The sequence below is a fragment of the Streptacidiphilus sp. BW17 genome, from assembly GCF_041262485.1.
Lineage (GTDB): Bacteria > Actinomycetota > Actinomycetes > Streptomycetales > Streptomycetaceae > Streptacidiphilus.
Window position 1 is genome coordinate 26,246 of sequence record NZ_JBGCCR010000003.1, and the last position, 20,971, is coordinate 47,216.

The following is a 20,971-nucleotide window of genomic DNA, read 5'->3' on the forward strand; positions in this document are numbered from 1 at the left end:
AACAACCGCGCGGACGGGGGTGGCGCGGGGCGACTAGGCTGGGACGTCGGCCGTCCGTCGTACGCGTAGTCGCTCAGGAGTACAGCACCAGTGGCAGTCAACCTCGTCACCGTCGAAGACGTCAGCAAGATCTTCGGCACCCGAGCCGTGCTCGACGGCGTGTCCGTCGGCGTGAGTGAAGGTGACCGCATCGGCGTCGTCGGCCGCAACGGCGACGGGAAGTCGACGCTGACGCAGATCATGGCCAAGAGCCAGGAGCCGGACGGCGGCCGGGTCACGCACGTGACCGGCCTGCAGATCGGCGTGCTGGCCCAGGGCGACGCGCTGGACCCGAAGGCCACCATCCGCCACGAGGTCGTCGGCGACAAGGCCGACCACCAGTGGGCGGGCGACGCCAGGATCCGCGACGTGCTCACCGGCCTGTTCGACGGCCTGGACCTCTCCGGCTTCCCGCAGGGCCTGGACACCGTCATCGGCCCGCTGTCGGGTGGCGAACGCCGCCGCATCGCGCTCGCGAAGCTGCTGATCGAGGACCACGACCTACTCGTCCTCGACGAGCCCACCAACCACCTCGACGTCGAGGGCATCGCCTGGCTCGCCGGCCACCTGCAGGCACGCCGCTCCGCGCTGGTCGTCGTCACCCACGACCGCTGGTTCCTCGACCAGGTCTGCACCCGCATGTGGGACGTTCAGTCCGGCGCCGTCCACGAGTACGAGGGTGGCTACTCCGACTACGTCTTCGCCCGCGCCGAGCGCGCCCGGATCGCGGCGACGGAGGAGACCAAGCGGCAGAACCTGGTCCGCAAGGAGCTCGCCTGGCTGCGTCGCGGCGCGCCCGCCCGCACCTCCAAGCCGCGGTTCCGCGTCGAGGCCGCCAACGAGCTGATCGCGGACGTGCCGCCGCCGCGCGACAAGGTCGAGCTGATGGGCTTCGCCAACTCGCGGCTCGGCAAGACCGTCTTCGACCTGGAGGACGTGACCGTCCAGGCCGGTGACAAGCTGTTGCTGGAACGTCTCTCCTGGCAGCTCGGCCCCGGCGACCGCATCGGTCTGGTCGGCGTGAACGGCGCGGGCAAGACCTCACTGATGCGCGCGATGCAGCAGGCGTGGGCCACCGACAGCGAGACGCAGCCCGCGAGCGGCAAGGTGATCGTCGGCAAGACGGTCAAGCTCGCGTACCTCTCCCAGGAGGTCGCCGAACTCCCCGGCACGCTGCGCGTGTTGGAGGCGGTCGAGCAGATCCGCGGACGCGTCGACCTCGGCAAGGGGCGCGAGCTGTCGGCGAGCCAGCTCTGCGAGACCTTCGGGTTCACCAAGGAGAAGCAGTGGACGCCGGTCTCCGACCTGTCGGGCGGTGAGCGCCGCCGACTTCAGCTGCTGCGTCTGCTGATGGACGAGCCGAACGTCCTGTTCATGGACGAGCCGACCAACGACCTCGACATCGAGACCCTCAACCAGCTGGAGGACCTCCTCGACGGCTGGCCCGGCTCGCTCGTCGTCATCTCCCACGACCGCTTCTTCATCGAGCGGACGACGGACACCGTCTGGGCGCTGCTCGGCGACCGCCGCCTGCGGATGCTCCCGCGCGGCATCGACGAGTACCTGGAGCGCCGCGCCGCCCTGGTCGAGGCCACGGCCCCGGCTCCGGCCCCGAAGAAGACCGGCGGCGACACGCGCACGGCGAAGAAGGAACTCCAGCGGATCGAGCGTCAGCTCTCCAAGCTGGAGCAGAAGGAGACCAAGCTCCACGCCCAAATGGCCGAGCACGCCGCCGACTTCGGCAAGATCGCCGAACTGGATGCGCAGCTGCGGGCGGTCAAGGACGAGCGCGACGAGCTGGAGATGCAGTGGCTGGAGCTCGCCGAGGACGCGTGAGCGTCCCCGGCGGGGGGTCGCCTCACCGCTGCCGTTCGTCGTCCGGGTAGGCGATGGTGCTCGGCGGGGGTGGTGGCGGCGGAGCGGGTGGCAGATCCGGGTCAGGGCGACGCGTCGGGCGGCTCCAACCCCCGACCTGGTTGTGGAGCTGTTGCCTGTACGCCTCCTCGTTGTAGACGAGGGAGCGCTCGACCTCCGGCGTGATGACCAACCGCGCAGCAGGGTGCCAGCCAGGCGGGTGGAACCCGAAACCTCCGTTCACGTGCCAGGCCACAGGAGGCGGGTAGCTTGGATCGCCCGCGGGGTTGCGCATCCATTCGGCCCGCCGTCGTGCGCTCGGCTCGTCGATACGGGTGAAGTCCGCGTCGAGCCAGATCTTCCCGTTGTTGGGGTCGTCCTGACGGACCCGCACGTCGTAGCCGTAGAGCCTGCAGATCCAGACCGTCAGGGCGTAATCGTGCCGGTTTCCTCGCCAGGGTCGGATGAAGCTCGGCATCAGGCGCAGCATCTCCGCCGCGAGCTCTTCGAGGTTCATGGTGTCGGTGGTTCGTCCGGGTAGGCGATGGTGCTCGGTGGGGGCGGAGGTGGCGGCAGCGAAGGCAGAACTGCGAAGGAGGGCATCTCCCGGTCCGGCATTGAAAGGCCGCTGTCCCGGGCCTTCCGGGCGATCTGCTCGGTGTTGAAACGCAAGGAGCTCTCGACCTCGGCGGTGATGATGATCCGGGCGTTCGGGTGCCAGCCTGGTGGATGGAACCCTGGGCCGCCGTTGAGATGCCAGGCGACAGGTGGTGGGTAAGCAGGGTCGGCAGCCGGGTTGCGCATCCATTCGGCACGACGGCGTGTGCCCGGTTCGTCGTTGCGTGTGAACTCCAGAAGCAAAAGAGGGTTCCCCCTCTGGCCGCCGACGTGCTTCAGGTTCTCGTCGAACGCGTAGCCGTACATGCGCCCCCACCCAGATCAGGACCGCGCCTTCTCGCGGGTTGAAGCCGGTCGTGATGGTGAATCGCGGCTCCAGGGTGAGCATTCGAGCAGCGACGCCTTCAGGCACTGCGGTGCTGTTCATGACCTTCCCGGGACTGGGTATTCGCGGACGGAGGTGTTGATGGGATGCGGGCTTGGCGGGCGGCGTTCATCTGTTCAGCCACGAAAGGTGGAGCCTCTTGACGAACAGCTTGCTCTCGCTGCGCAGAAAGCTGTCGACCTCTGGGGTTTCGATGAGCCGGACAGCGGGGTGCCATCCGGGTGGGTTGAACCCGAAGCCACCGTTGAGGTGCCAACGGACAGGTGGCGGGTAGGCGGGGTCTCCGGCCGGGTTGCGCATCCATTCGGCGCGACGACGCGCGCCAGGGTCATCGTTCCGCGAAAAGATGAGGTCGCGCGTCGGCACGTCGTAGCGTCCACCAGTAACGTAGTCCGCCCGATAGAAGGTGTACCCGTACAGGCTGCCGATCCAGGCAGCGAAGGCCAACGACCGGGCACTTGCACTGCCGTTGACAGCACAGTTGGCGTACGGCGCCAAGGACAGCATCTCCTGGGCGAATACCGGTAGTGGGGTCTCTTGCATGACGTCACCGCCCAGCTGGGTAAGACATGTTGATCGGTGGCTGCAGGGGGAGGGGATCGGGGACGGAGCGGTGTCGCTTGGCGGTCCAGGACGGAAGGCCGAGCGTGCGGATGAACTGGTCGTCGCTGTAGCGGAGGCCGACGGCGACCTCCTGAGTGACGATCAGTCGCGTGTCAGGGTGCCAGCCGGGTGGGCAGAAACCCAGCCCGCCATTGAGGTGCCAGGCGCAGGGCGGCGGGTAGGCGGGGTCTCCGGCCGGGTTGCGCATCCATTCGGCGCGACGACGCGCGCCAGGCTCATCGTCTCGGGTGAAGATCAGCTCATGGCCTTCCTCGGTTTGCACGCGGCCACCCCCGATCACCGGCGTGTGAGCCCCGCTGTAGTTGTATCCGTACAAGCGCCCGAGCCAGACCGCGTGTGAGAAGGGCCTGGGCGCTGAAGAGATGAGGGCAGCGAAAGGGATGCTCGGCTGCATGGACAGCATCTGCAGGGCGAATTCATGATGGGTTGTCTCATGCATGCGTTTACAGCCCGTCTGAGTAAGCGATGGTGTCCGAGGCGGAGGAAGAGGAGCGGTCGGTAGGACCGGCACCGTGTGGCGTGGGAATGCTCACTCGCCAACGGCGAGTTCTGGTGTACATCGATCACCAGCTCCGGATGCGTCCGCCCCGCCTGGGTACTGGGTCAGCCCAGCGCAGACGTGATCCGGTTGGCACTCGCGGCGGGGGCGGGGCCAGAGCCTGTATCGGTATCCGAGCTTGCCCCAGCGAACGGATCCGCGTCCGGCGCAGTGGCAAGAGGCGTGAACGGGGCCGCTGCGCTGCCACCACCTTCGTCGTCAGGGAAGCGGACTGTTTGCAGGGCCTGAACGAGGACAGGACAGTAGGCCTCCCAGTGCTGCATGCTTGGCGTGTTGAAGCGCAGCACGACCGCACTCTGCTGCATCGGGTCGACTGTCGCGGGGACAGGGATCCACGCCTCCAGCGAGGCGACCTGCACTGGAATGTCTTCATCGTTCCTGGCTTCGTCAGCGGGCACCACCATCTGCACCGCCGCCCCTACTGCCACAGCTGCCGGCCCGCAGGGCAGCTCGTAGCGCTTTGCTGCCCGACCTTCCGGGCCAGCTGCACCGAGGATCTTCACAATGCCGTCGACAGTTGCGTCCAGGTCCTTACAGTCCAGTTCGGCCCGCGCCATCGTGAACGTGGCAAAAGTCAGCTCCCCGTCCAGCAGTCCGAGACAGGTAGCGGCGTAGAACACCCCTGCCTTGACTGCCCACTGCGACGCCGCAGCGTAGTCCTCCGCCAAAGCGTCCACAGCGGCAGCGGAGACTTCGTTTGCCCTCTCGCCGATTTCCCCGGTCACAGCCGCCCGGGCTTCGTCGAGACTGGTTCCTATAGTCAACGGGCGGAAGTCTGGCGGTAGTTCGAGTTCAACGGCGATTTCGACTGTGTCAGTCATGGGCGCTCTTCCTCGTCGGGGTACGCGATGGTCGCGGGCGGAGGCGGAGGCGGAGGAGGTGGCGGGATCGGCCCCGGTGGTAGCGGCTGCGGTTTGCGTGGCAGCCCGTCGAACCATCCGAGGTCGAGGGTGTGGGTGACGTACTGGTCGAACTGGCGGAGTTCCATTTCGATCTCGCGCGTGATCACCATGCGTACAGCGGGATGCCAGCCGGGCGGGTGAAAGCCGCTGAAACCCCGATCCATGCGCCAAGTGATCGGCGGCTTGAGTGTCGGGTCGCCGCTAGGGTTGCGCATCCACGCGGCGATCCGGCGAGCCTCCGGATCGTCGTTCCTGGTGAACGTGACCTTGTAGCCGATGAGTCCTTGGCTGTTGCCCCACGCCTGGTGGATGTCCGGGTAGCTGTACCCGTACAGCCGACCTATCCAGATGGCAATTGAGTAGTCGCGTGCGTGGTGCCCGCCGGTGTACACGACTTCCGGTGCCAGGGTCAGTAGGCGAGCTGCGAAATCCTCGTGAGAGTCGGGGCGACGCATCAGTCTCAGCCCCCACCATGTGCAGCGCGGTCCTGGGCGGAGCCGTCATGCCATGCGTTCTGGAAGCCGACGAGCAGAGGGCCGCCGAGCAACCACTCGCCACCTTGCTTCCAACTGTGTGGCCAAAAGACACCAAGGCTTGACGGATTTTGCGCCGCGTCCTGCCAGGGGGCCACTATCCCGGCCAGATCGGCAGCTTTGCGGAAGCTGTCGCCTTCCGTCATGTATTTGGCGAAGATGGTGGAAGCCTCCATCGCTTTGGTGCCTTTGGCGACTCCGAAGGAGACCACGCCCAGCGCATCTTCAGCGAAGGTCCTTCCAGTCACTGATGCACCGCCAGCCCAGGCGATCCCATGAGCGGCCAAAGCAGCGGCCGACAGGACACCTGCGACGCCATCGAGCCCTTCCCCTATCTCTGGCTGGCCCATGATGTCTGCCGCGAGGCCGAGCGTTCCGTAGACGGTGCCCGCGAGAGCGAGCATGTCGCCGATCGCGTTTACCCCGTTGGCGTGGGCCCTGATCCAGCCTGTGAGGTCCTCCATCAGCTTGTAGCGACCCTCGATCACGTTCTCCAGGTCACCGAGCAGCTGGTCGAACAACCCCGGTGCGTCAGGCGCGAGTTGGGCGGCAGCGTCGATCGCCTTCGCGGCCTCCTGCGCCAGGCCGGTGTGTTGCGCGAGGAGCCGGTTGGCCTGCTCGATGATGGCGTTGAGATCGCCCTCGGCCATGGAGAGCTCGTGCACGGCCGCGTCGTACTCCCGCTGGTCCTCTTCCAGCTGGATGGAGCTCGACACGGTCCGGCCAGCCAACTGCAACGCCGGGTTGGCCTGCGCGGTCTGCACCTGCTGGCACGCGGTGACCGCTTCCTGCTCAAGCTCCTGCGCCCGCTGCTGCATGGACGCCAGCTCGTTCTGCCAGCCGTTCAGGTCCTTTGCCGCAGTGCCGAAGGAGTCCTCTGCCTCCTGGAGCTTCGAGGGGAGCTGCCCGACCTTGCTGAGGAACGCGTTGGCCGCGTCGCCCTCCCAGGTGTCGGAGCGGCCGACGCTGGTGATGAGGTGCAGCGCTTCGGTGAGCATGCGCTGGGACGAGGTCATCGCCATGGAGAGCTCGGTGATGGCGGCGAGGTTGCCGGGCGCGGGATTGAAACCGAGACCGGGGTAGGTCGACTCAAGGATGCCGGTCATCGTTACTCAGTCTCCATCGGTTCGTACTGTCCGGGGTAGATCGGGCCCGAGTACGGGTTCTCCCGCGGGTCGACGATCCGTGGGGGTTGGATGACCGGCGGGTCAGGCTGGAGCGTGGGCTGGTGGATCGGCGGGAGGAACACCGGGTCCCGCTCGATCGGACCGAAGTAGCCTCCGGGCGGCCCAGGCGTCGGCTCAGTGTTGATCGGCGGCGCGCCGTAGCCCCAGGGCGGCCGGGGTTCGGGACCAGGCCCGGGCTCGGGTTCCGGGCCGGGTCCGGGAAGCGGCCCTGGTGTCGGCTCCGGTGTGATGCGCGGCGGAGGCATCGGCGTCGGGCCTGGCTTGGTGGGACCCAAGTGGACCGGGCCCGGCTGGTACGTCGTGGTGCCGCCGGGCTGACCGCCGAACAGCTTGGTGATCTCGTCCTCTGCGCTCTGGTACGCCTGGACGGTGGCCTTCAGGCCGTCCGCGAACGCCTGCGTGGTCTTCGCCAACTGCCCGATTCCGTAGCCCCATTTGGACTGGAAGTCGTTGCAGGCCTTGTCCAGCGACGGGTCGCCCGTCTGCCCCTGCGCTGAGCCGGCGAGTTCGCCTTGCGCCTTGCCCAAGACCCCGGAGGCGTCGCCAAGGTCGAACGCCAGCGTCTGAAGCGCGCGGACGTCTACCTCAAAACCCGATCCCATGATTCCCCCATGCAAGTTACCGGGTGTTGGAGTGTACACGGCGGGTGATGTTGGTCGGCACTTAGGTCCGGACATAGGCGGATGAGGCCGACGCGGGCAGGGACGGAAATGGGGGAGTTGCCCGATGGGACCGAAGCGCATGATGCGGATGATGGAGGAGTGCAGCGAGACGGTGCAACAGGTCTCGTTGCTCGCTTACCAGCTCAGGATGGCGGAGGTTTCCGGCATCCTGAGCGATTGGCTGGACGAGTACGGGACGCGCGGGGGCGCGATGCTCATCTACGAGTTGGCCGAGTTCGCCGCGGCCGGTTGTCTGCAGGGAGGTCTTCGTCTGACCGACGACGTCCTCACCCTCCCGTCGGCCAGTGATGTCGCCCGTGCCGCCGCCAAGGGCAGTGGCCTGCCGGAGTCCGAGATCCGAGAGGACATCGCGCGTACGGAACGTGCGTATCGGGACGCGGGCGCAGTCATCACAGCGATGATCGACGAGAAGACGGACGGATTGAGGCTCCCGGGCTGGATGGTCGACGACCTGCCGGGTGCCTTCGAGGCGCTGTGTACGTTCACGATCTATGCCGGCCACGTCCTCAGGGCACTCAAGAGCCAAGGGAACTTCTGAGGAGTCCGCTCCACAGGGCCGAGCCGAACCGAAGACGCGCCGACATGCGGCAGTTGCGCGCGCGATGACAGCCGGGAGAAGCCTCCCTGCGGCAGGATCGGACCATGGACGTGACCGCCGCGACCGCGGCCTCGCTGATGGCGACGTACGACTACGTCTGGGAGCGCCTGACCCGTCGGCTGGAGAGGCTGACGGACGACGAGTACTTCTGGGAGCCCGTCGACGGGTGCTGGTCGCTGCGTGAGGGCGAGGACGGGCGGTGGCGGCTGGACGGGCGTGGGGGAGGTGGGCCCGCGCCGGAGCCGGCGCCGGTGACGACGATCGCGTGGCGGCTGGGACACCTCGGGGGCATGGCGCTGGGCGGCTTCGCGATGCGTCGCTTCGGGGACGGCACGCTGACCACCCGGAACATCAGGTACCCGTCCCGCGTCGCCGATCTGGCCGCCTTCCTCGACGGGTACTACCGTGCGTGGCACATGGGGCTCGACGAGCTCGGCCCGAGCGGGTGGGCTGACCCGTTGGGACCGAGCTGGGGGCCTTTCGCCACCGCGAACACCTTCGACCTGGCGATGCACGTCCTGGACGAGGTGATCCACCACAGCGCCGAAGTCGGCGTGCTCCGTGACCTCTACGCGCACCGGTCGTCACTGCACGGCTGACGCCGCTCCAAGTCCAGCTACAGCAGCGCGATCCCGCCGAGCGCGACGAGCGCGCCCAGGACGAGGAGCACGAGACCGGGCCCCAACGCCTTCGCCTTGCGCTCCATCCGCGGAAGCTTGACGAGCAGGATCACTGCCGGCACCAGGAAGACCAGCGAGAAGAGGAACAGCAGCACGGACGCGAACCCGTGCATCGTCGCCGGATGGTTCGGGTTGATCGTGCCCGTGGCGAGCGTCATTACCTGCTGGTGCATCTCTACTTACCGCCCACGGTGAGCTTCGGATCCTGGCCTTCCAGGTTCTGCATGTCGGACTCGATGCCTGAACCGCCGGTGTAGATGGCCGTGTTGAGGCCGGTGCTGAAGCCGTCCTTGAACGCGGCGTCCGCCAGCTTGCCCCGGTCGCTGAGGTTCTCGCCGCCGAGACTGCCGTGGTCCTCCATCGCGCCGAAGATCTTGTCGTTGGCCGCGTTGCCGAGCGCGCCGGTCGCCGCGTTGGTGGCGGCGTCCGCGGCGATCGTGTTGAAGTTGGAGCCGTTGGCCACGTCCATGGTGACGCCACCGACGATGTTGCCGACGGCGCCGTTCACGGTGGTCCCCATGAGGCCGTTGCCGCTGAGCATCTGCCCGATGCGGCCGGTCATCCCGGCACCTTCGGCGATGCCGGCGCCGCGCGCGGTGAACACGGCGGAGCCCGCCGCGTCCCAGGCGCCGCTGGTCGCGTCCGATCCCCACTTGACCTTCTGACCGGTCAGCGCCTGGCTTGCTATCTGGCTGCCGGTGTCGGCGGCGAAGTTCGTGACGAAGCTCTCCAAGCCCGTCTTCATGAAGTTCGCACTGAACTTGGCCACCGTGCCGAGGACCTTGGCCAGCGTCGCCGCGGTCTCCTCGCTCAGTTCGAAGAAGTCCTCCAGCAGCTTGGCGACCTTCTCCGCCGCTGTGGTGAAGAGCTTCACCAGGTCGATGACCTTGGCCACCACCGCCGTGTTGGCGACAAGGTCGGCGATGCCCGCCGTGAAGATGGAGAGGATGGCGCCTCCGACCTCCATCTCGGCGATCTGGACGCAGATGTCGATGATCGACTCGTTGATGCTGTCGATCTCCTACGCGTAGGCGCGCAGCCCGTCGGCGATCTTGTGGAAGTTGTTCGCCATGTCGTCGATCGACGAGGCCTGGGACTGCCAATGCTGCTCGAACGCCATGCGGGCAGGGCCGGACCAGTCTTGCTGGTCGGTGTCGGCGACGTTGCGGCTGATGGCGGACGTCATGGAGGTGAGGTACTCGCCCATGCCGTCCCAGCCGCTCGCGATGGTGCGGAGCATGGCACTGTCGCCACCGGGGAGCTCGACGCCGCACGCCTGGAGGATTTCCAGGACCTTGCCGTCGATCCAGCTGTTGACGCTCATGCCGGCCCGCCCGTGCCGGTACCCGCGCCAGCGTCCGTACCCACGGAGCGTATGTTCGTGGCGATCTGGCGCTCCGCCTCCGTGTAGACGCACGCGTTGGAGCGCAGCCGTTCCGCGTCGCTGTCCAGCACCTGGCCCAGCTGCCCGAGCGCCTTGACCGTGCTGTTGAGCAGCGAGACGTACTTCTGGAGCGCCCCGTCGCGGATGCCGAGCAGCCCGAAGGCCTGCCGGATGGACTCGGCGCTGCCCGCGAAGGACTGGCTCTGCCCGGAGAGCGCGGCCGCCTCGCCGTCGTACATCCCGGCGAGGCCCAGGAGAGCCTCCGGATTCACCTCGTACTGCTGCTGGATGAGCAACTGCGTCTCCCCGTTCTCATTCCCCACGTTCCGCGGTCCGCGGATACCGGCGCGGTTGAGTGCGGAACACGGTGACGGGGAAGTATGACGACCCATCCGCCGCCCCAAAGGCGGCCGACGCCACCGGCTCTGCCCTCGGAAGGGCGTAACTCCTGGGGCCGTGGGCGCCGGCACCGTAGGGACCCGCCATGGCGTGGAGCACCTGTTTGGCTCCCACCGGGTGCCGTCGAGGAGACCCGCGACGGGAGGCCCTCTACGGGAGGGGACTCGGAACGGAGCGACGCTTCTCCGCGCTCCGAGGCAGGTTGAGCGTCCGGATGAGCTGGTCGTCGCTGTTGTGCAGGGATGCCGCCACCTCATGGGTGATGATCAGACGCGCGTTCGGGTCCCAGCCGGGCGGGCAGAAGCCGAAGCCGCCGTTGTGGTGCCAGGCGACGGGTGGCGGGTAGGCGGGGTCGGCGGCGGGGCTGCGCATCCATTCGGCGCGACGGCGGGCGTCGGGACGGTCGTCGCGCGTGAAGACCAACTCGTAGCCGATCACGCTGCTCTCGCGAAGCCCCATGCCCATCACGGGGTTGAAGGTCCCGCTGTAGACGTACCCGTAGAGGTGCCCGAGCCAGACGGCATGCGAGAAGGGCAGAGGCGCCTCGGAGATCCGGGCCCTGTAGCTGACCCGTGGTGCCAAGGCGAGCATGTGCAGGGCCAATTGCTGATGAGTCTGCGCCAGCGGGCTCGCGCTGCTCCCCGGCGTCAGAGCAAGGCCGAGCGCGTTCACCGCCCCCGGGGCGAGGTCGAGCGGTTTGATCAGCTGGACGCCCAACCCGTAGGCCCCGGAGAGGAATCCAGCAGCCAGCAGGAGTGCGAAGAGCGGGCTGCCGTGCGGAGTTGAGAAGTTGGAAAAGCAGAGCGGGATGGTGGCGGCGGCGGGAACCATGATGACCAGCACGGCAGCCCGCCTGACCCGCGGCGAGCACCGTCGGCGCAGCAGCAGGACGACGATGCCGAGCGCCACACCGGCCATTGCCAGCACGAGAGTTCCCGCGATCTGTTCGCCCAGCGGGACGGACGTGAGGTAGAGGACGCCCTGCGGGTACACCCGCTTCTCCGCTGCCTGCGCGCCCGTCTGCTCGTAGAGCAGGGCAGCGGCGAAGCCGAGCCCCGAGACGACGCCCCAGCTCAGCGCGGCAGTCGTATTGCAGATACGTGGGTTCCGCGTTGGTGCCACAGCAATCCCCCGTGATTGACGTGATGTACACCTGTCACTGCTGGCACTCTAGCGTGGAGGATGTGGGGGCTGTCTCAGGTGGTGGCGCTGCGGCGGGCCAGCACGTGCGCGTCGAGGAAACCACGCTCGGAGGCTGGATCGTGGACCAGTCGCTGCGTGCGAACGGGACGAGTCCGGCCCAGGACAGCAGTTCTTTCGGCGAGGTGTGGATCACCGAGTAGTGCGCGAGCGCGCCGTCCTCGATCGGCAGCGCCTTCATCCGCGCCTCGTCGAACCGCAGCGCGGGATGCGCCCTGCGGGCGTGGTTCTGGTGCCCCGTCATAGATGCGGAGGTCAGCAGATGCGAACCCTCGGTCATGCGTGAACGTTCGATGGCCTGGGAGTGCCATTTGCATCTCATTCTGGTGAGAGTCTGGAAAGGAGCCGGGGGATTATCGATATCTGACCTGCAATTGAGCTCCGTTCATCCGAAACCCCGATCACGGAGGTGCCTATCGGGTTGCTGTGCAGAGCGCAGAATGGGCTGTGCGCCGGAACGGTCGGCGCAACTGTGGCCCCTTTCTGGCGGAAGTGAACCTGCATGCCTGACACGACCACCGAGGCACCGGAACTCGCGCAGTTGGCCAACCGCCAACGCCGACCCGTCGGGGTCGAGAGAGTCGGCGGCTCCGGCAGGCTCGGCATGCTCGGCAGGTTCGGGTCGGCGCTCGACCGGCCGGAGGCTCGGCGGCGGCTCTTCTGGGCGGCCATGGTCCTGGCGGTCTACCTCGCCGAGGTCGTCTTCCGGCTGTACCTGGTCCGGGACCAGACGGCGCCGAGCGTGCATCCGGACGAGGAGGCGTACCTGGTCGTCGCCCGCGTGCTGGCGGGCGGGACGGCGACCGCCAGTCCGGCGGGGGTGGTGGTCCCGGGCGGCTACCCCCTGCTCATCGCGCCCGCGCTGGCGGTTGCGGGCGGCCCGGTGGCCGCCTACCGGCTGGTGCTGGTCATCAACGCCGTGGTCAGCGCGCTGATCGTGCCGCTCGCCTACGCGGCGCTGCGGCGGATCGGGCGGGAGCGGATCGGACGCCGGTCGGCGCTGGTCGTCGCGGGGACGGTCGGACTGCTCCCGCCGGTGGTCTTCTACTCGCAGTTCGCGATGACCGAGTCGGTCCTGCCGTCGGTCGTGCTGGCCTGGCTGCTGTGCCTGCACGGATGGTTGACGGAGAGTCAGATCCAACTACGTGCACGGTGCGGCGTCGGCTTCGGGCTCGCGGCGGGCTATGCGATGTCGGTGCACGACCGCGGCGTGGTGCTGGTGGTGGTCAGCATCGGGGTGCTCCTGGTGGCCCTGGTCCGCCGCTGGGTGCCGTGGCGGGCCGCGCTTGCCGCCGGTGCCGCGCTGGCCGTCGGGGTGCTGGGCGCCGAGGTGCTCGCCGCCTACCTGCAGCAACGGTTCTCCGACGCCTCTCCTGCGACCGTGGGCCAGTTCGCGCTGAACGGCCTACTGAACACCTCGCTGCTGGGCCGGAGCACCGGCCGGGTGCTCGGCCAGATCTGGTACCTCGTCACCTCGACGTGGGGGATCGGCGGCCTGGGCGCCGTGGTGTGCGCGGCCGTGGCAGCGCGCCGCCGGGCGACCCCGGCCGACCGCGCCGTCAGCGCGGTCCTGCTGATCACGGTGGTCCTGGTGGCAGGTGCGGCTGCCACCGCCCTGCCCGAGGACCACCGGCTCGACGACAACGTCTACGCCCGGTACCTCTCGATCTTCGCCCCGGCGCTGTTCGTGGTCGGTATGGCGGCCCTGTACCGTCTCGGGCGCATGGCGCTGCTCCGGTACGCGGCGGCAACTCTCGCGCTGATCGGGGTGTGCGGTGGAGGCGTGTTCCTGCTGGCTGCGACGCGGCTGCGTCACGACTTGTTCGTGCTGTGGGGCCTGCCGGACTCCTCCTTCCTCGCCGGCGACGACCACGCGTTCCACCTGGCACGGACGACAATCGCCGCAGTCGTGGTGTTCGCTCTCTGCGTGGCGGGCACCTGCCTGCTCGGACGCCGCCGAGGGCTCCGCAGCGCCGTGGTCCTCCTGGCCGGCTTCGCTCTGGTCGCGACCACGGTGATCACCGCGGAGGTCTCCGAGCCGCAGCAGGCGCCGCGCTGGTTGACCACGGGATTTCTCCGCGCGGCGGGCCTGCACAGCGACGACCGGGTCGCCATGAGCTACAGCCTGCCGTGGGTCCTGAAGTGTGAGCAGCCGTTCGAGCTCTACCAGGAGCGAATGTGGATCGTCGACTTCGCCCGGGCCCCGATCCCGCCGACGGCGGACGTCGCCGTGCTGCCGACCCGACGTGGCGCCCCTGCGACGGCGAGCTGGCCCCGCGCACCCCACGGCTGGCATGTCGCCAAGGCGAATCCGGCCCAGGGATTCGTGGTCTGGCGTCGCTGACGCGGACGCTGATGTTCGATCACAAAGTATGCAGAAAACAGTGATTGGTGTCCGTGTGGGGTGGTAGCGTCATTAGTCCACCAACCGAATAGATGACCCCGGCGGTGCGGCTAACACCCCGGGGTCCGGCACAAGGAGCAGAACCTCCCGTGCACGTACATCGTACCCGCTGGAACAGCGGCTATACCGTCCTTCCCAACAGCCTGCTGCAGGACCGCAGGATGTCGTACAACGCCAAGGGCCTATTGGTCGACATGCTCTCGCGCCCCGACAGGTGGCGTGAGGACGGTCGACAGATGGCCGACAACAGCCCGACGGGCCGAGGCTCGGTCGCGCGGGGGCTGCGCGAGCTGACGCACGTGGGGTACTACCGCGTCGACAAGGTCCGGCAACCGGACGGGACGATCATCAGCGAGTCGCACGTCTTCGACCGGCCGCAGATGTCATCGCTGCCGGGGCCGGGTGGCGGCAAGACATTGAGCGGCAAGAAGCCCGGCGGCAAGAACCCTGGTGGCAACGGCAGGAAGCCGGATGCCAGAACGTCGGGATCCGGTGAACCACTCACCGGCGGCGCTGACGTCCTTTCAAAGAACCGGGAGACAAAGTACGGAGAGAAAGAACCACCCTCCCTCCCGGTTCCCGCTGACGCTGGGTCCGAGGCCGAGGCCGAGGCCGAGGCCGACGCCGACGCCGACGCCGACGCGGACGCGGACGGCGTGCCCGCCTCGCCAGGCGTGGAGGAGACCTCGCCGGAGACCCGCGAGGCCGTGGCGACGCTGTTCCGCGTCCTGTGCCCGGAGCCGCGCCTGCGCCTCGGCGAGCCCGAGGCCCTGGCCCTCGCGCCCCTGGTCGCCGAGTGGTTGGCGCTCGGCGCGACCGAACGCGACCTGGCCGCCGCGCTGCTGCAGGATCTGCCCACGCCGATCTACGCCCCGGTCGCGCTGCTGCGGAACCGTCTCACCCGCAAGCGCCCGCCCGGGCCCTGCTTCGCCGCCCCGGCGCAACGGCGGCCACCCGAGTGCGGCAAATGCGCCGTCCCGATCCCGCGACCAGGCATCTGCCGCGCTTGCGCGGGCCTGGTCCCGCGCACACCCGTCGGCGGCATCGACGTCGCCATCGGCCCGTCCGTCACCGCCCGCGGCATCGCCCGCGTCCGCGCTGCCCTGCGCGGGGGTAGGCCCGCCGTCGTGTCCGGCACCTGCGCGTACGGCAGGGGTGCGTTCATGTCCACGCGAGTGCACGGATCACCGCCCGGCCTCCCAGCCGCCGCCGTCACACCGTGACCGGCGATCCGGGCGACCGTCAGCGCCCTTCCCTTCGTCGGCGCTCGGCTTCGTGGCGGGCTGGCCACCGCCCCCGGCTTGGTGTCGACATACGGCAACTCAACCATAAGGATGAATACTTGACGTGTCATCACCATCGGGGTGCGGGGCCTTGCCTGTCGCTCGTCCCCATTGCTCCCCTAGCCTCTAGGTCCATCGGAGGAGACGGAAAGTGCCTGTTCGTCGCATGATCGGCGCCCTCGCGGCGGCGCTCGCCACGACGCTGCTCGCTGCCGTCGGGGCGTGGGCGGCCGAGCCTCCGAGCGCTTTCGGGATCGGGTCCACGTCCGGGATCGTCGACCGGGCCGGTCAGGCCGACAACGAAGTCTGGTTCGCCGCCCAGGACCCGAACAGCCGCGCGAAGCTGTTCCTGAGCTACAACACCACCCCGGCACTGGGATCGCCGGTTCCCGCGATCGCCGTCGTCGGGTCGGTTCCCCCGGCTGACCAGGCCCTGCAAGGTTCCAACGGCTGGTTCGAGGAGCCCGTTCCGGTACCGCTGGGCTACGCGGTCTCGGACAACCCGCCGTCTATCACCTCCCCGGAGGGATCGGCCGTCTACGATCCGGCTCGCCGCGCCTACCACATCACACTGAACGTAAGCCTCGGTGTGGTCGCGGACCTGTGGTTCTCCGGCCCCGTCGGCGGCTTGGCCGATCCGACGATCTGGGACGGGCAGACCTCGTTCTGGAACCAGTCGATCGGCACCGGAACGGTCAACGGCTGGATCATCTTCCCCGGCGAGACGACCAGGACCACCGTGACGAACTGGGGCGCGGAGCAGGAGACGGAGTCCGGCAGCTTCGAACTCGGCGCTCCGCCGATCGTGCCGGCCCCGCACAACGGCTACTACTACGCCCAATCGGTCAACGCCGACGGCTCCGCCACGACCTTCTACGTCTTCCCGGAACTCGACGGATCGATCCGCGGGATCCTCACGAGGACCACCGCGAGCGGCCAGGTCCTCGAGTGCGAGCCCAGCGGCCCCGGCCAGGCGACGGCGTCGGACTGGTACACCGACCCGGGCGGGGTCAGCTACCCGCTCTCGCTCTCTGCCCACTGCGACGACATCCGCACCGGCCAGGAGCTGAACGGGAGTTGGACCACCACGCCAAGCCAGAGCAACGCCTACTACGTCGACGTGCTCCTCGGCGGCTTCGCAGCGGTCCAAAGCGTCGCTTCCTCACCCGGCGCGAAGGCTGCCTGGATCCAGCACGTCGCCGACGACGGCCACTTCGGGCCGAACTTCAGCTGATCCCGAGGGCCTGAGAGCTTCTCAATATCGATTGGTTTCTCCGGCCGCGGGAGCGCGGGTCCTCAGGGACTCGCAACTTCCTGGTCGGTGGCAGATGGGCATGGTGCTGCTCTGTCGTCAATTGGACGGCTGGTCGACATAAAAGATCTTGACCACTTGCCTCAACTTCATGACACCGCTGTTTCGTCCAGGTACGGTCGGGCCTTCGGAATGGCGACGTGACGAAGTGGCGGGGGCCTCATGGGGGACTTGGATCGTGCGCTCAATCCCTGGATGTTCGACAAGTCCGGGAACATGACACCGGCAGCTCAGCAGCAGTTTCCGGACCTCAACGGAACTCCAGCGGCGATCACCACCAGTTCCGGTGCATCCGGTGTCGTTCAGATGGACACCGCTGTCCTCGCGTCGTGCGGGAACAAGGCGCAGGCTCTCAGCAGCCGTGTGACTGTCGAGCTCGGGGCTCCTCAACTCGATGTCACCGATGCCGTGACTGCCCTCATGGGTTTCTCCTCCAGTGCTGCGCTCAACACGGGGTGGAGCGTCTGGCAGCAGCAGTACCAGAACCTGGCGTCGACCCTCGGCACCATCGGCCAGAACCTCATCGACAACGCGAACGGCACGGCCGAGACGGATCAGCACATCGCCGCCCACATGCGGCTCCAGTAATCGGGGGATGCGCCATGGTGACCTACGACCAACTCGCGAACCTGAGGCTGGACACGGTGGACGCCGTCGCCTCCTCCTTCGAGAAGATGACCCGCACGTGGGATCTCGACTCGAGCTACGAGAGCGACGTGATCCGGCCCCTCACCGGTGCCGGCTGGCAGGGTCCCGCTGCGGACGCCGCCGCAGGCACACTGACGCAGACGCGCACCCAGATCGTCGACGCCTTCGACGAGGCCAGCTCCTTGGCTCGCGCGCTACGTGACCTGCATGACCAACTGGCGTCGGCGCAGAAGAGCCTTCAGCAGGCGGTCACCGACGCCCAGGCGCAGGGCCTGACCGTCGACGACAACGGCGGTGTGCACTGGCCGCCGCCTTCGACGCCGGCTGAGCGCCACGACCCGGGCTACGCCAGCAGCTACTCGGAGATAGCCAGCCCCATCGCCGACCGCATCGCGGCTGCGGTGAAGGCGGCGAGTGATGCCGACGACGAAGTCGCCTCCGCACTCGCCGCGGACACCGGCTCCTCGACGACGTCGTTCAACGCCAAGCCGGTCGGCGGCATCGCGGAGGAGGAAGCCCAGCAGGCTGCGGCTCTGGCCGCGCAGGGCAACAACCTCACCGATGCCCAGCTCGCCCAGCTGGACGCGCTGTTGAAGGCGAACGCCAACGACCCGCGCTTCACCACCGCGTTCTATCAGGACCTCGGCCCCAAGGAGTCGCTCCTCTTCTACGGTCAGCTCGCCTGGGGCAGCGCGGGCAACGGAGCGGCCAACGATCCTGGCCGTGTGGCGGTGCTGAAAGACCTAGAGGCCCAACTCGGCACGTCACTGGCCACGGCCACGAACACGGGCAACTGGCCACACCTGACCGACACATGGGAGGCGCAGCTGCGCCAGGTCGGCGGGCAACAACTGCAGCTGGACACGAACGACCCGAACGACCCACAGGGCAAGGTCTACGGCTACCAGATCCTGAGCAATTACCTGCGGACCGGCAAGTATGACGAGCACTTTCTGCTGCCGGTGGCCCAGGACATCACCAACATGTCCGAGAAGAACTCGAGCATTTGGGTCAACGAGTCGTTGCAGGGAACCAATGACAGACTCAACTTCCTTGACTCCACTGCTGGTTACAACCCGATGACCGGAGTTCTCCTGGGCTTGGGACGCAGCCCGCAGGCGTCGACGGACTACTTCAATACCCAGGGGAACCTGGCCTACCTCACGAACCCCACCGACAACAACGTCATGCTCTTCACAGATTCGACGGCTCCCGGGCCGGACGCTGCCAAGGCCGCGCATGCGGACCAGATCAACGCAATGGGAGACGCACTGCAGTCGGCCACCACCGGCATGGCCTTCGACGCTCCCAGTGGCACGCCGATCCCGCAGCACTCGCCCGGCATGGCCGAAGTTGCCACCAACGTCATGAACACGTTCGGGGGAAAGCCGTCGTTGCTCAGTGGCGACCACGGGACGGCGTACTTCTCGCAGCTGAACAACAGCGTCAGCCACATCACCGCCTCCTACATCGGAGATGTGGATCACGCCATGAATCCATCCGTCGCCAGCGCGCCGGCGTTCGGCACTGCGGCTAACGTAAACGGGGCGAACGCAATTCAACTGCTTCATGCTCTGGGTCGGGATCCAAACGCCTACGGTGTCGTGCTCCAGGCGCAGAACGCTTATACCGGTGCCCAGATCCAGAGCTACGTTCAGCAGCATCCGAACGACCCGCACTTGGACGGTGAGGTGAGGAATCTTGCTCAAGGCGGGGCGTTTACCAACGGCATTCTGGCCCAGTCCAGGGTCCAGGAAATCCAGCAGAACAGCGCCGCGAGCGACGCCCAGTACAATGCGGCGATCTCCCGAAATACAGGAATCGCCAACACTGTGTGGTCCATGACCGGTGGTGCGCTTGTCGGGAAGATCCCTGTGGTCGGGGGATACGTCAACAGTGGCGTATCGGATTACATCAACGCGGTGGGTAGTAGCTATCAGGTGGACAACAGTGCGCAAGCAATCACGCAGGGCACGGACGCTTACCACGATGCCTCGGTCGCTACTCAGAACGCTGCATCGCTGGCAGTCACGCAGTGGTACAAGGGCCCGGATGGAACTGAAATCGCTCAGTCGGCGGGAGGCGGAGCGCAGTCCGGCTTCTCGGCCGGTGACGGCACGGGCACGACGACGCAGGGTCAGTGAGGCTGAATATGAAGCGGACCCGGGCAGGGGCCATCGCCGCAATCGTGGTCGTGGCTGCTGGGGCGGTCGTCGGGCTGTGGTGGAAGCCGTGGCAGTCGGGGGCGCTCACGCTGCCGAAGAGCGGTTGCTGGGGAATCCTCGACCAGAACGACATTCGCCCGGCGGTCGGACCGGACGGGACGGCCACCACTGTGAGTCTCGGCGCCCTGGCGCCGAATTCGAACTCTCCGGGCGGGGGGTACTTCGGCCTTAATTCCTGTTACTTCAAGTGGAATGGAAGGGACGTGGCCTCTGCCGGCCTAGGGGCCGCCAATAGTAGTGCCCTCAGTGAGGCTGCGATTTCTTCCACGCCCGTAACGTTGGCCCAGGGGATTGTTCTGGTTGCTGATTCCTCTTCAGTGGATCTCTACTTCCGCTGCGTCGGAATCCCCAACGGTTCGACGTACGGTGACCTGCAGGTCACGATCATGAACGGCGGCGTCGACTCGAATGGTTCTACGTCCGAGACCACGCGAAACGGGTTCGCGAACATCGCGCTCAAGCTGGCGAAGGTCGCGGCGACAAAGGTCCCCTGCAGTAATCACTTGGACTTCCCGGCCTCGGTCCCCGAGCTGAAGCCTGAACCACAGTACTGAGGTTAGCGACTCAGGAGTCGTGAAATTGGAGATGGTGGGGGCTGGAGAAGTCCCGACTATGGGGCGCCGCCGTGGTTTCGGTCGTGGCCGCGGGTGGCCTTGCGGGCTGTGGTGGAGGCTGCGGGCCACGGTGACCTTGCGACAGAATGCCTGCCGGGACGTCCTTGATCGACTGACCCGCGACTGCTGGCCGGAGCGGACGGGCGTGTCCCTGGCGGGACATCCGGCGCCCGGGTGGCCGCCGGGCTGACGTAGTAGCCGACGGACTCCAACTCTCATGGCTACAACAGCAAACGCGGACTCTTGCGTTCCGCGGAAGGCCTGCTTCGGTTGGTTCCAAGACTGTGGCATAAGTGTGATGCGAACCCGCTGACCCTCCGTACGGATGTCAGAGACGATGAGTAAAGTTATCGGCAGTTGTCAGAGCCACATGGAAGGGGGACACCGTGGCTGGAGGTATGACGAGCGCTCAGGCCTCGGCTGAGTTGGAGACACTCGGAAACTTCCGCTCCAGGGTCGATCAAGTACTTCAGGACCTTGAGGCTGGCAAGGGGTCGGCGAAGAGCATCTCGGCTCAGATCATGGGTGCAGACCATCTCGGCACGGGATTCGGCGAAGCGGACGCGCTGACCGCCCGTTACCACGAGACGTACAACAAGTTGACGCAGCTCTCGCAGACGCTGAGCAACATGATCGACGCCATAGTCATCAGTGTCCAGTGCGCTCAGGAGGGCTACCAGAACGTGGAAGCCACGCAGATTGCACTGCTGTGGAAGATCCACGACCAGGCAAGCGCTGCGGCACAGCCGCCGGCTGTCACGCAGACCGGTAGCAACACGGGCACGACCGGTACAACCGGCAACACCGGCGGGGCACACCATGGGCTCTGACGCAGCAGTC

23 protein-coding genes and 1 pseudogene are annotated in these 20,971 nt (G+C 67.3%); 10 read left to right on the forward strand and 14 right to left on the reverse strand.

The features are described 5' to 3' along the window. Positions 1–90 precede the first annotated feature (90 nt). Complete coding sequence (locus ABH940_RS04160) at positions 91–1,875, forward strand: ABC-F family ATP-binding cassette domain-containing protein (protein WP_370104315.1); 1,785 nt, start codon at positions 91–93, stop codon at positions 1,873–1,875. A 22-nt stretch (positions 1,876–1,897) separates the two neighbouring features. Here the strand turns inward: ABH940_RS04160 and ABH940_RS04165 are convergent, their stop codons facing one another. From ABH940_RS04165 to ABH940_RS04200, 8 genes are all read right to left on the reverse strand, one after another. After that, on the reverse strand, positions 1,898–2,410 hold the full coding sequence (locus ABH940_RS04165) for a hypothetical protein (protein ID WP_370104316.1): 513 nt from the start codon (positions 2,408–2,410) through the stop codon (positions 1,898–1,900). Then, positions 2,407–2,817: a hypothetical protein gene (locus tag ABH940_RS04170; protein WP_370104317.1), complete on the reverse strand. Its 411-nt coding sequence runs from the start codon at positions 2,815–2,817 to the stop codon at positions 2,407–2,409. The genes ABH940_RS04165 and ABH940_RS04170 overlap by 4 nt, the downstream gene beginning before the upstream one ends. A gap of 187 nt (positions 2,818–3,004) precedes the next feature. Beyond that, entirely contained in the window at positions 3,005–3,439 is a 435-nt protein-coding gene (locus ABH940_RS04175; RefSeq protein WP_370104318.1) for a hypothetical protein, read from the reverse strand. Positions 3,440–3,443: 4 nt separating this feature from the next. Then, a complete protein-coding gene (locus ABH940_RS04180; protein WP_370104320.1) occupies positions 3,444–3,959 on the reverse strand; it encodes a hypothetical protein in 516 nt (171 codons plus the stop codon). Positions 3,960–4,123: 164 nt separating this feature from the next. Further along, the gene (locus ABH940_RS04185; RefSeq protein WP_370104322.1) at positions 4,124–4,900 is read right to left on the reverse strand and encodes a hypothetical protein; all 777 of its coding nucleotides are present in this window, start codon (positions 4,898–4,900) and stop codon (positions 4,124–4,126) included. Further along, on the reverse strand, positions 4,897–5,436 hold the full coding sequence (locus ABH940_RS04190; RefSeq protein WP_370104324.1) for a hypothetical protein: 540 nt from the start codon (positions 5,434–5,436) through the stop codon (positions 4,897–4,899). Before ABH940_RS04190 ends, ABH940_RS04185 begins: the two co-directional genes overlap by 4 nt. Before the next feature lie 5 nt (positions 5,437–5,441). Beyond that, positions 5,442–6,620, reverse strand: coding sequence for a putative T7SS-secreted protein (locus tag ABH940_RS04195; protein WP_370104326.1), 1,179 nt, complete (start codon positions 6,618–6,620; stop codon positions 5,442–5,444). A gap of 2 nt (positions 6,621–6,622) precedes the next feature. Continuing rightward, positions 6,623–7,303: a WXG100 family type VII secretion target gene (locus ABH940_RS04200; RefSeq protein ID WP_370104328.1), complete on the reverse strand. Its 681-nt coding sequence runs from the start codon at positions 7,301–7,303 to the stop codon at positions 6,623–6,625. Between the two features lie 124 nt (positions 7,304–7,427). On the opposite strand from ABH940_RS04200, the gene ABH940_RS04205 reads away from it, so the two are divergent. Further along, positions 7,428–7,922: a hypothetical protein gene (locus tag ABH940_RS04205; protein WP_370104330.1), complete on the forward strand. Its 495-nt coding sequence runs from the start codon at positions 7,428–7,430 to the stop codon at positions 7,920–7,922. Positions 7,923–8,026: 104 nt separating this feature from the next. Further along, a complete protein-coding gene (locus tag ABH940_RS04210; protein WP_370104332.1) occupies positions 8,027–8,581 on the forward strand; it encodes a DinB family protein in 555 nt (184 codons plus the stop codon). A 17-nt stretch (positions 8,582–8,598) separates the two neighbouring features. On the opposite strand, the gene ABH940_RS04215 is transcribed toward ABH940_RS04210, so the two are convergent. The 6 genes and pseudogenes from ABH940_RS04215 to ABH940_RS04240 form a co-directional block, all read right to left on the reverse strand. Next, positions 8,599–8,835: a hypothetical protein gene (locus ABH940_RS04215; protein WP_370104334.1), complete on the reverse strand. Its 237-nt coding sequence runs from the start codon at positions 8,833–8,835 to the stop codon at positions 8,599–8,601. Positions 8,836–8,837: 2 nt separating this feature from the next. Then, positions 8,838–9,629, reverse strand: a complete 792-nt coding sequence (locus ABH940_RS04220; RefSeq protein WP_370104336.1) for a hypothetical protein — start codon at positions 9,627–9,629, stop codon at positions 8,838–8,840. 54 nt (positions 9,630–9,683) lie between these two features. Then, positions 9,684–9,986 (reverse strand): WXG100 family type VII secretion target, encoded by a 303-nt coding sequence (locus ABH940_RS04225; protein ID WP_370104338.1) that lies wholly within the window; start codon positions 9,984–9,986, stop codon positions 9,684–9,686. Beyond that, positions 9,983–10,369, reverse strand: coding sequence for an ESX-1 secretion-associated protein (locus tag ABH940_RS04230; RefSeq protein ID WP_370104340.1), 387 nt, complete (start codon positions 10,367–10,369; stop codon positions 9,983–9,985). Before ABH940_RS04230 ends, ABH940_RS04225 begins: the two co-directional genes overlap by 4 nt. Positions 10,370–10,595: 226 nt before the next feature. Next, positions 10,596–11,567, reverse strand: coding sequence for a hypothetical protein (locus tag ABH940_RS04235; protein ID WP_370061493.1), 972 nt, complete (start codon positions 11,565–11,567; stop codon positions 10,596–10,598). Between the two features lie 74 nt (positions 11,568–11,641). Beyond that, positions 11,642–11,947: pseudogene (locus tag ABH940_RS04240) on the reverse strand (SAM-dependent methyltransferase); the annotation flags it as partial. A 200-nt stretch (positions 11,948–12,147) separates the two neighbouring features. Here ABH940_RS04240 and ABH940_RS04245 point away from each other — a divergent pair. From ABH940_RS04245 to ABH940_RS04275, 7 genes are all read left to right on the forward strand, one after another. Then, positions 12,148–13,989 carry a hypothetical protein gene (locus ABH940_RS04245; protein WP_370104342.1) on the forward strand — a complete coding sequence of 614 codons (1,842 nt, stop codon included), beginning with the start codon at positions 12,148–12,150 and terminating at the stop codon, positions 13,987–13,989. A gap of 149 nt (positions 13,990–14,138) precedes the next feature. After that, the gene (locus tag ABH940_RS04250) at positions 14,139–15,272 is read left to right on the forward strand and encodes a hypothetical protein (RefSeq protein WP_370104344.1); all 1,134 of its coding nucleotides are present in this window, start codon (positions 14,139–14,141) and stop codon (positions 15,270–15,272) included. A gap of 211 nt (positions 15,273–15,483) precedes the next feature. After that, positions 15,484–16,566, forward strand: a complete 1,083-nt coding sequence (locus tag ABH940_RS04255; RefSeq protein ID WP_370061487.1) for a hypothetical protein — start codon at positions 15,484–15,486, stop codon at positions 16,564–16,566. Positions 16,567–16,839: 273 nt separating this feature from the next. Further along, positions 16,840–17,232, forward strand: a complete 393-nt coding sequence (locus ABH940_RS04260; protein WP_370061485.1) for a hypothetical protein — start codon at positions 16,840–16,842, stop codon at positions 17,230–17,232. Between the two features lie 14 nt (positions 17,233–17,246). After that, a complete protein-coding gene (locus tag ABH940_RS04265; protein WP_370061483.1) occupies positions 17,247–19,436 on the forward strand; it encodes a hypothetical protein in 2,190 nt (729 codons plus the stop codon). A gap of 8 nt (positions 19,437–19,444) precedes the next feature. Continuing rightward, complete coding sequence (locus ABH940_RS04270) at positions 19,445–20,071, forward strand: hypothetical protein (RefSeq protein ID WP_370061481.1); 627 nt, start codon at positions 19,445–19,447, stop codon at positions 20,069–20,071. Between the two features lie 458 nt (positions 20,072–20,529). Beyond that, positions 20,530–20,961, forward strand: a complete 432-nt coding sequence (locus ABH940_RS04275) for a hypothetical protein (RefSeq protein WP_370061479.1) — start codon at positions 20,530–20,532, stop codon at positions 20,959–20,961. Positions 20,962–20,971: the final 10 nt, after the last annotated feature.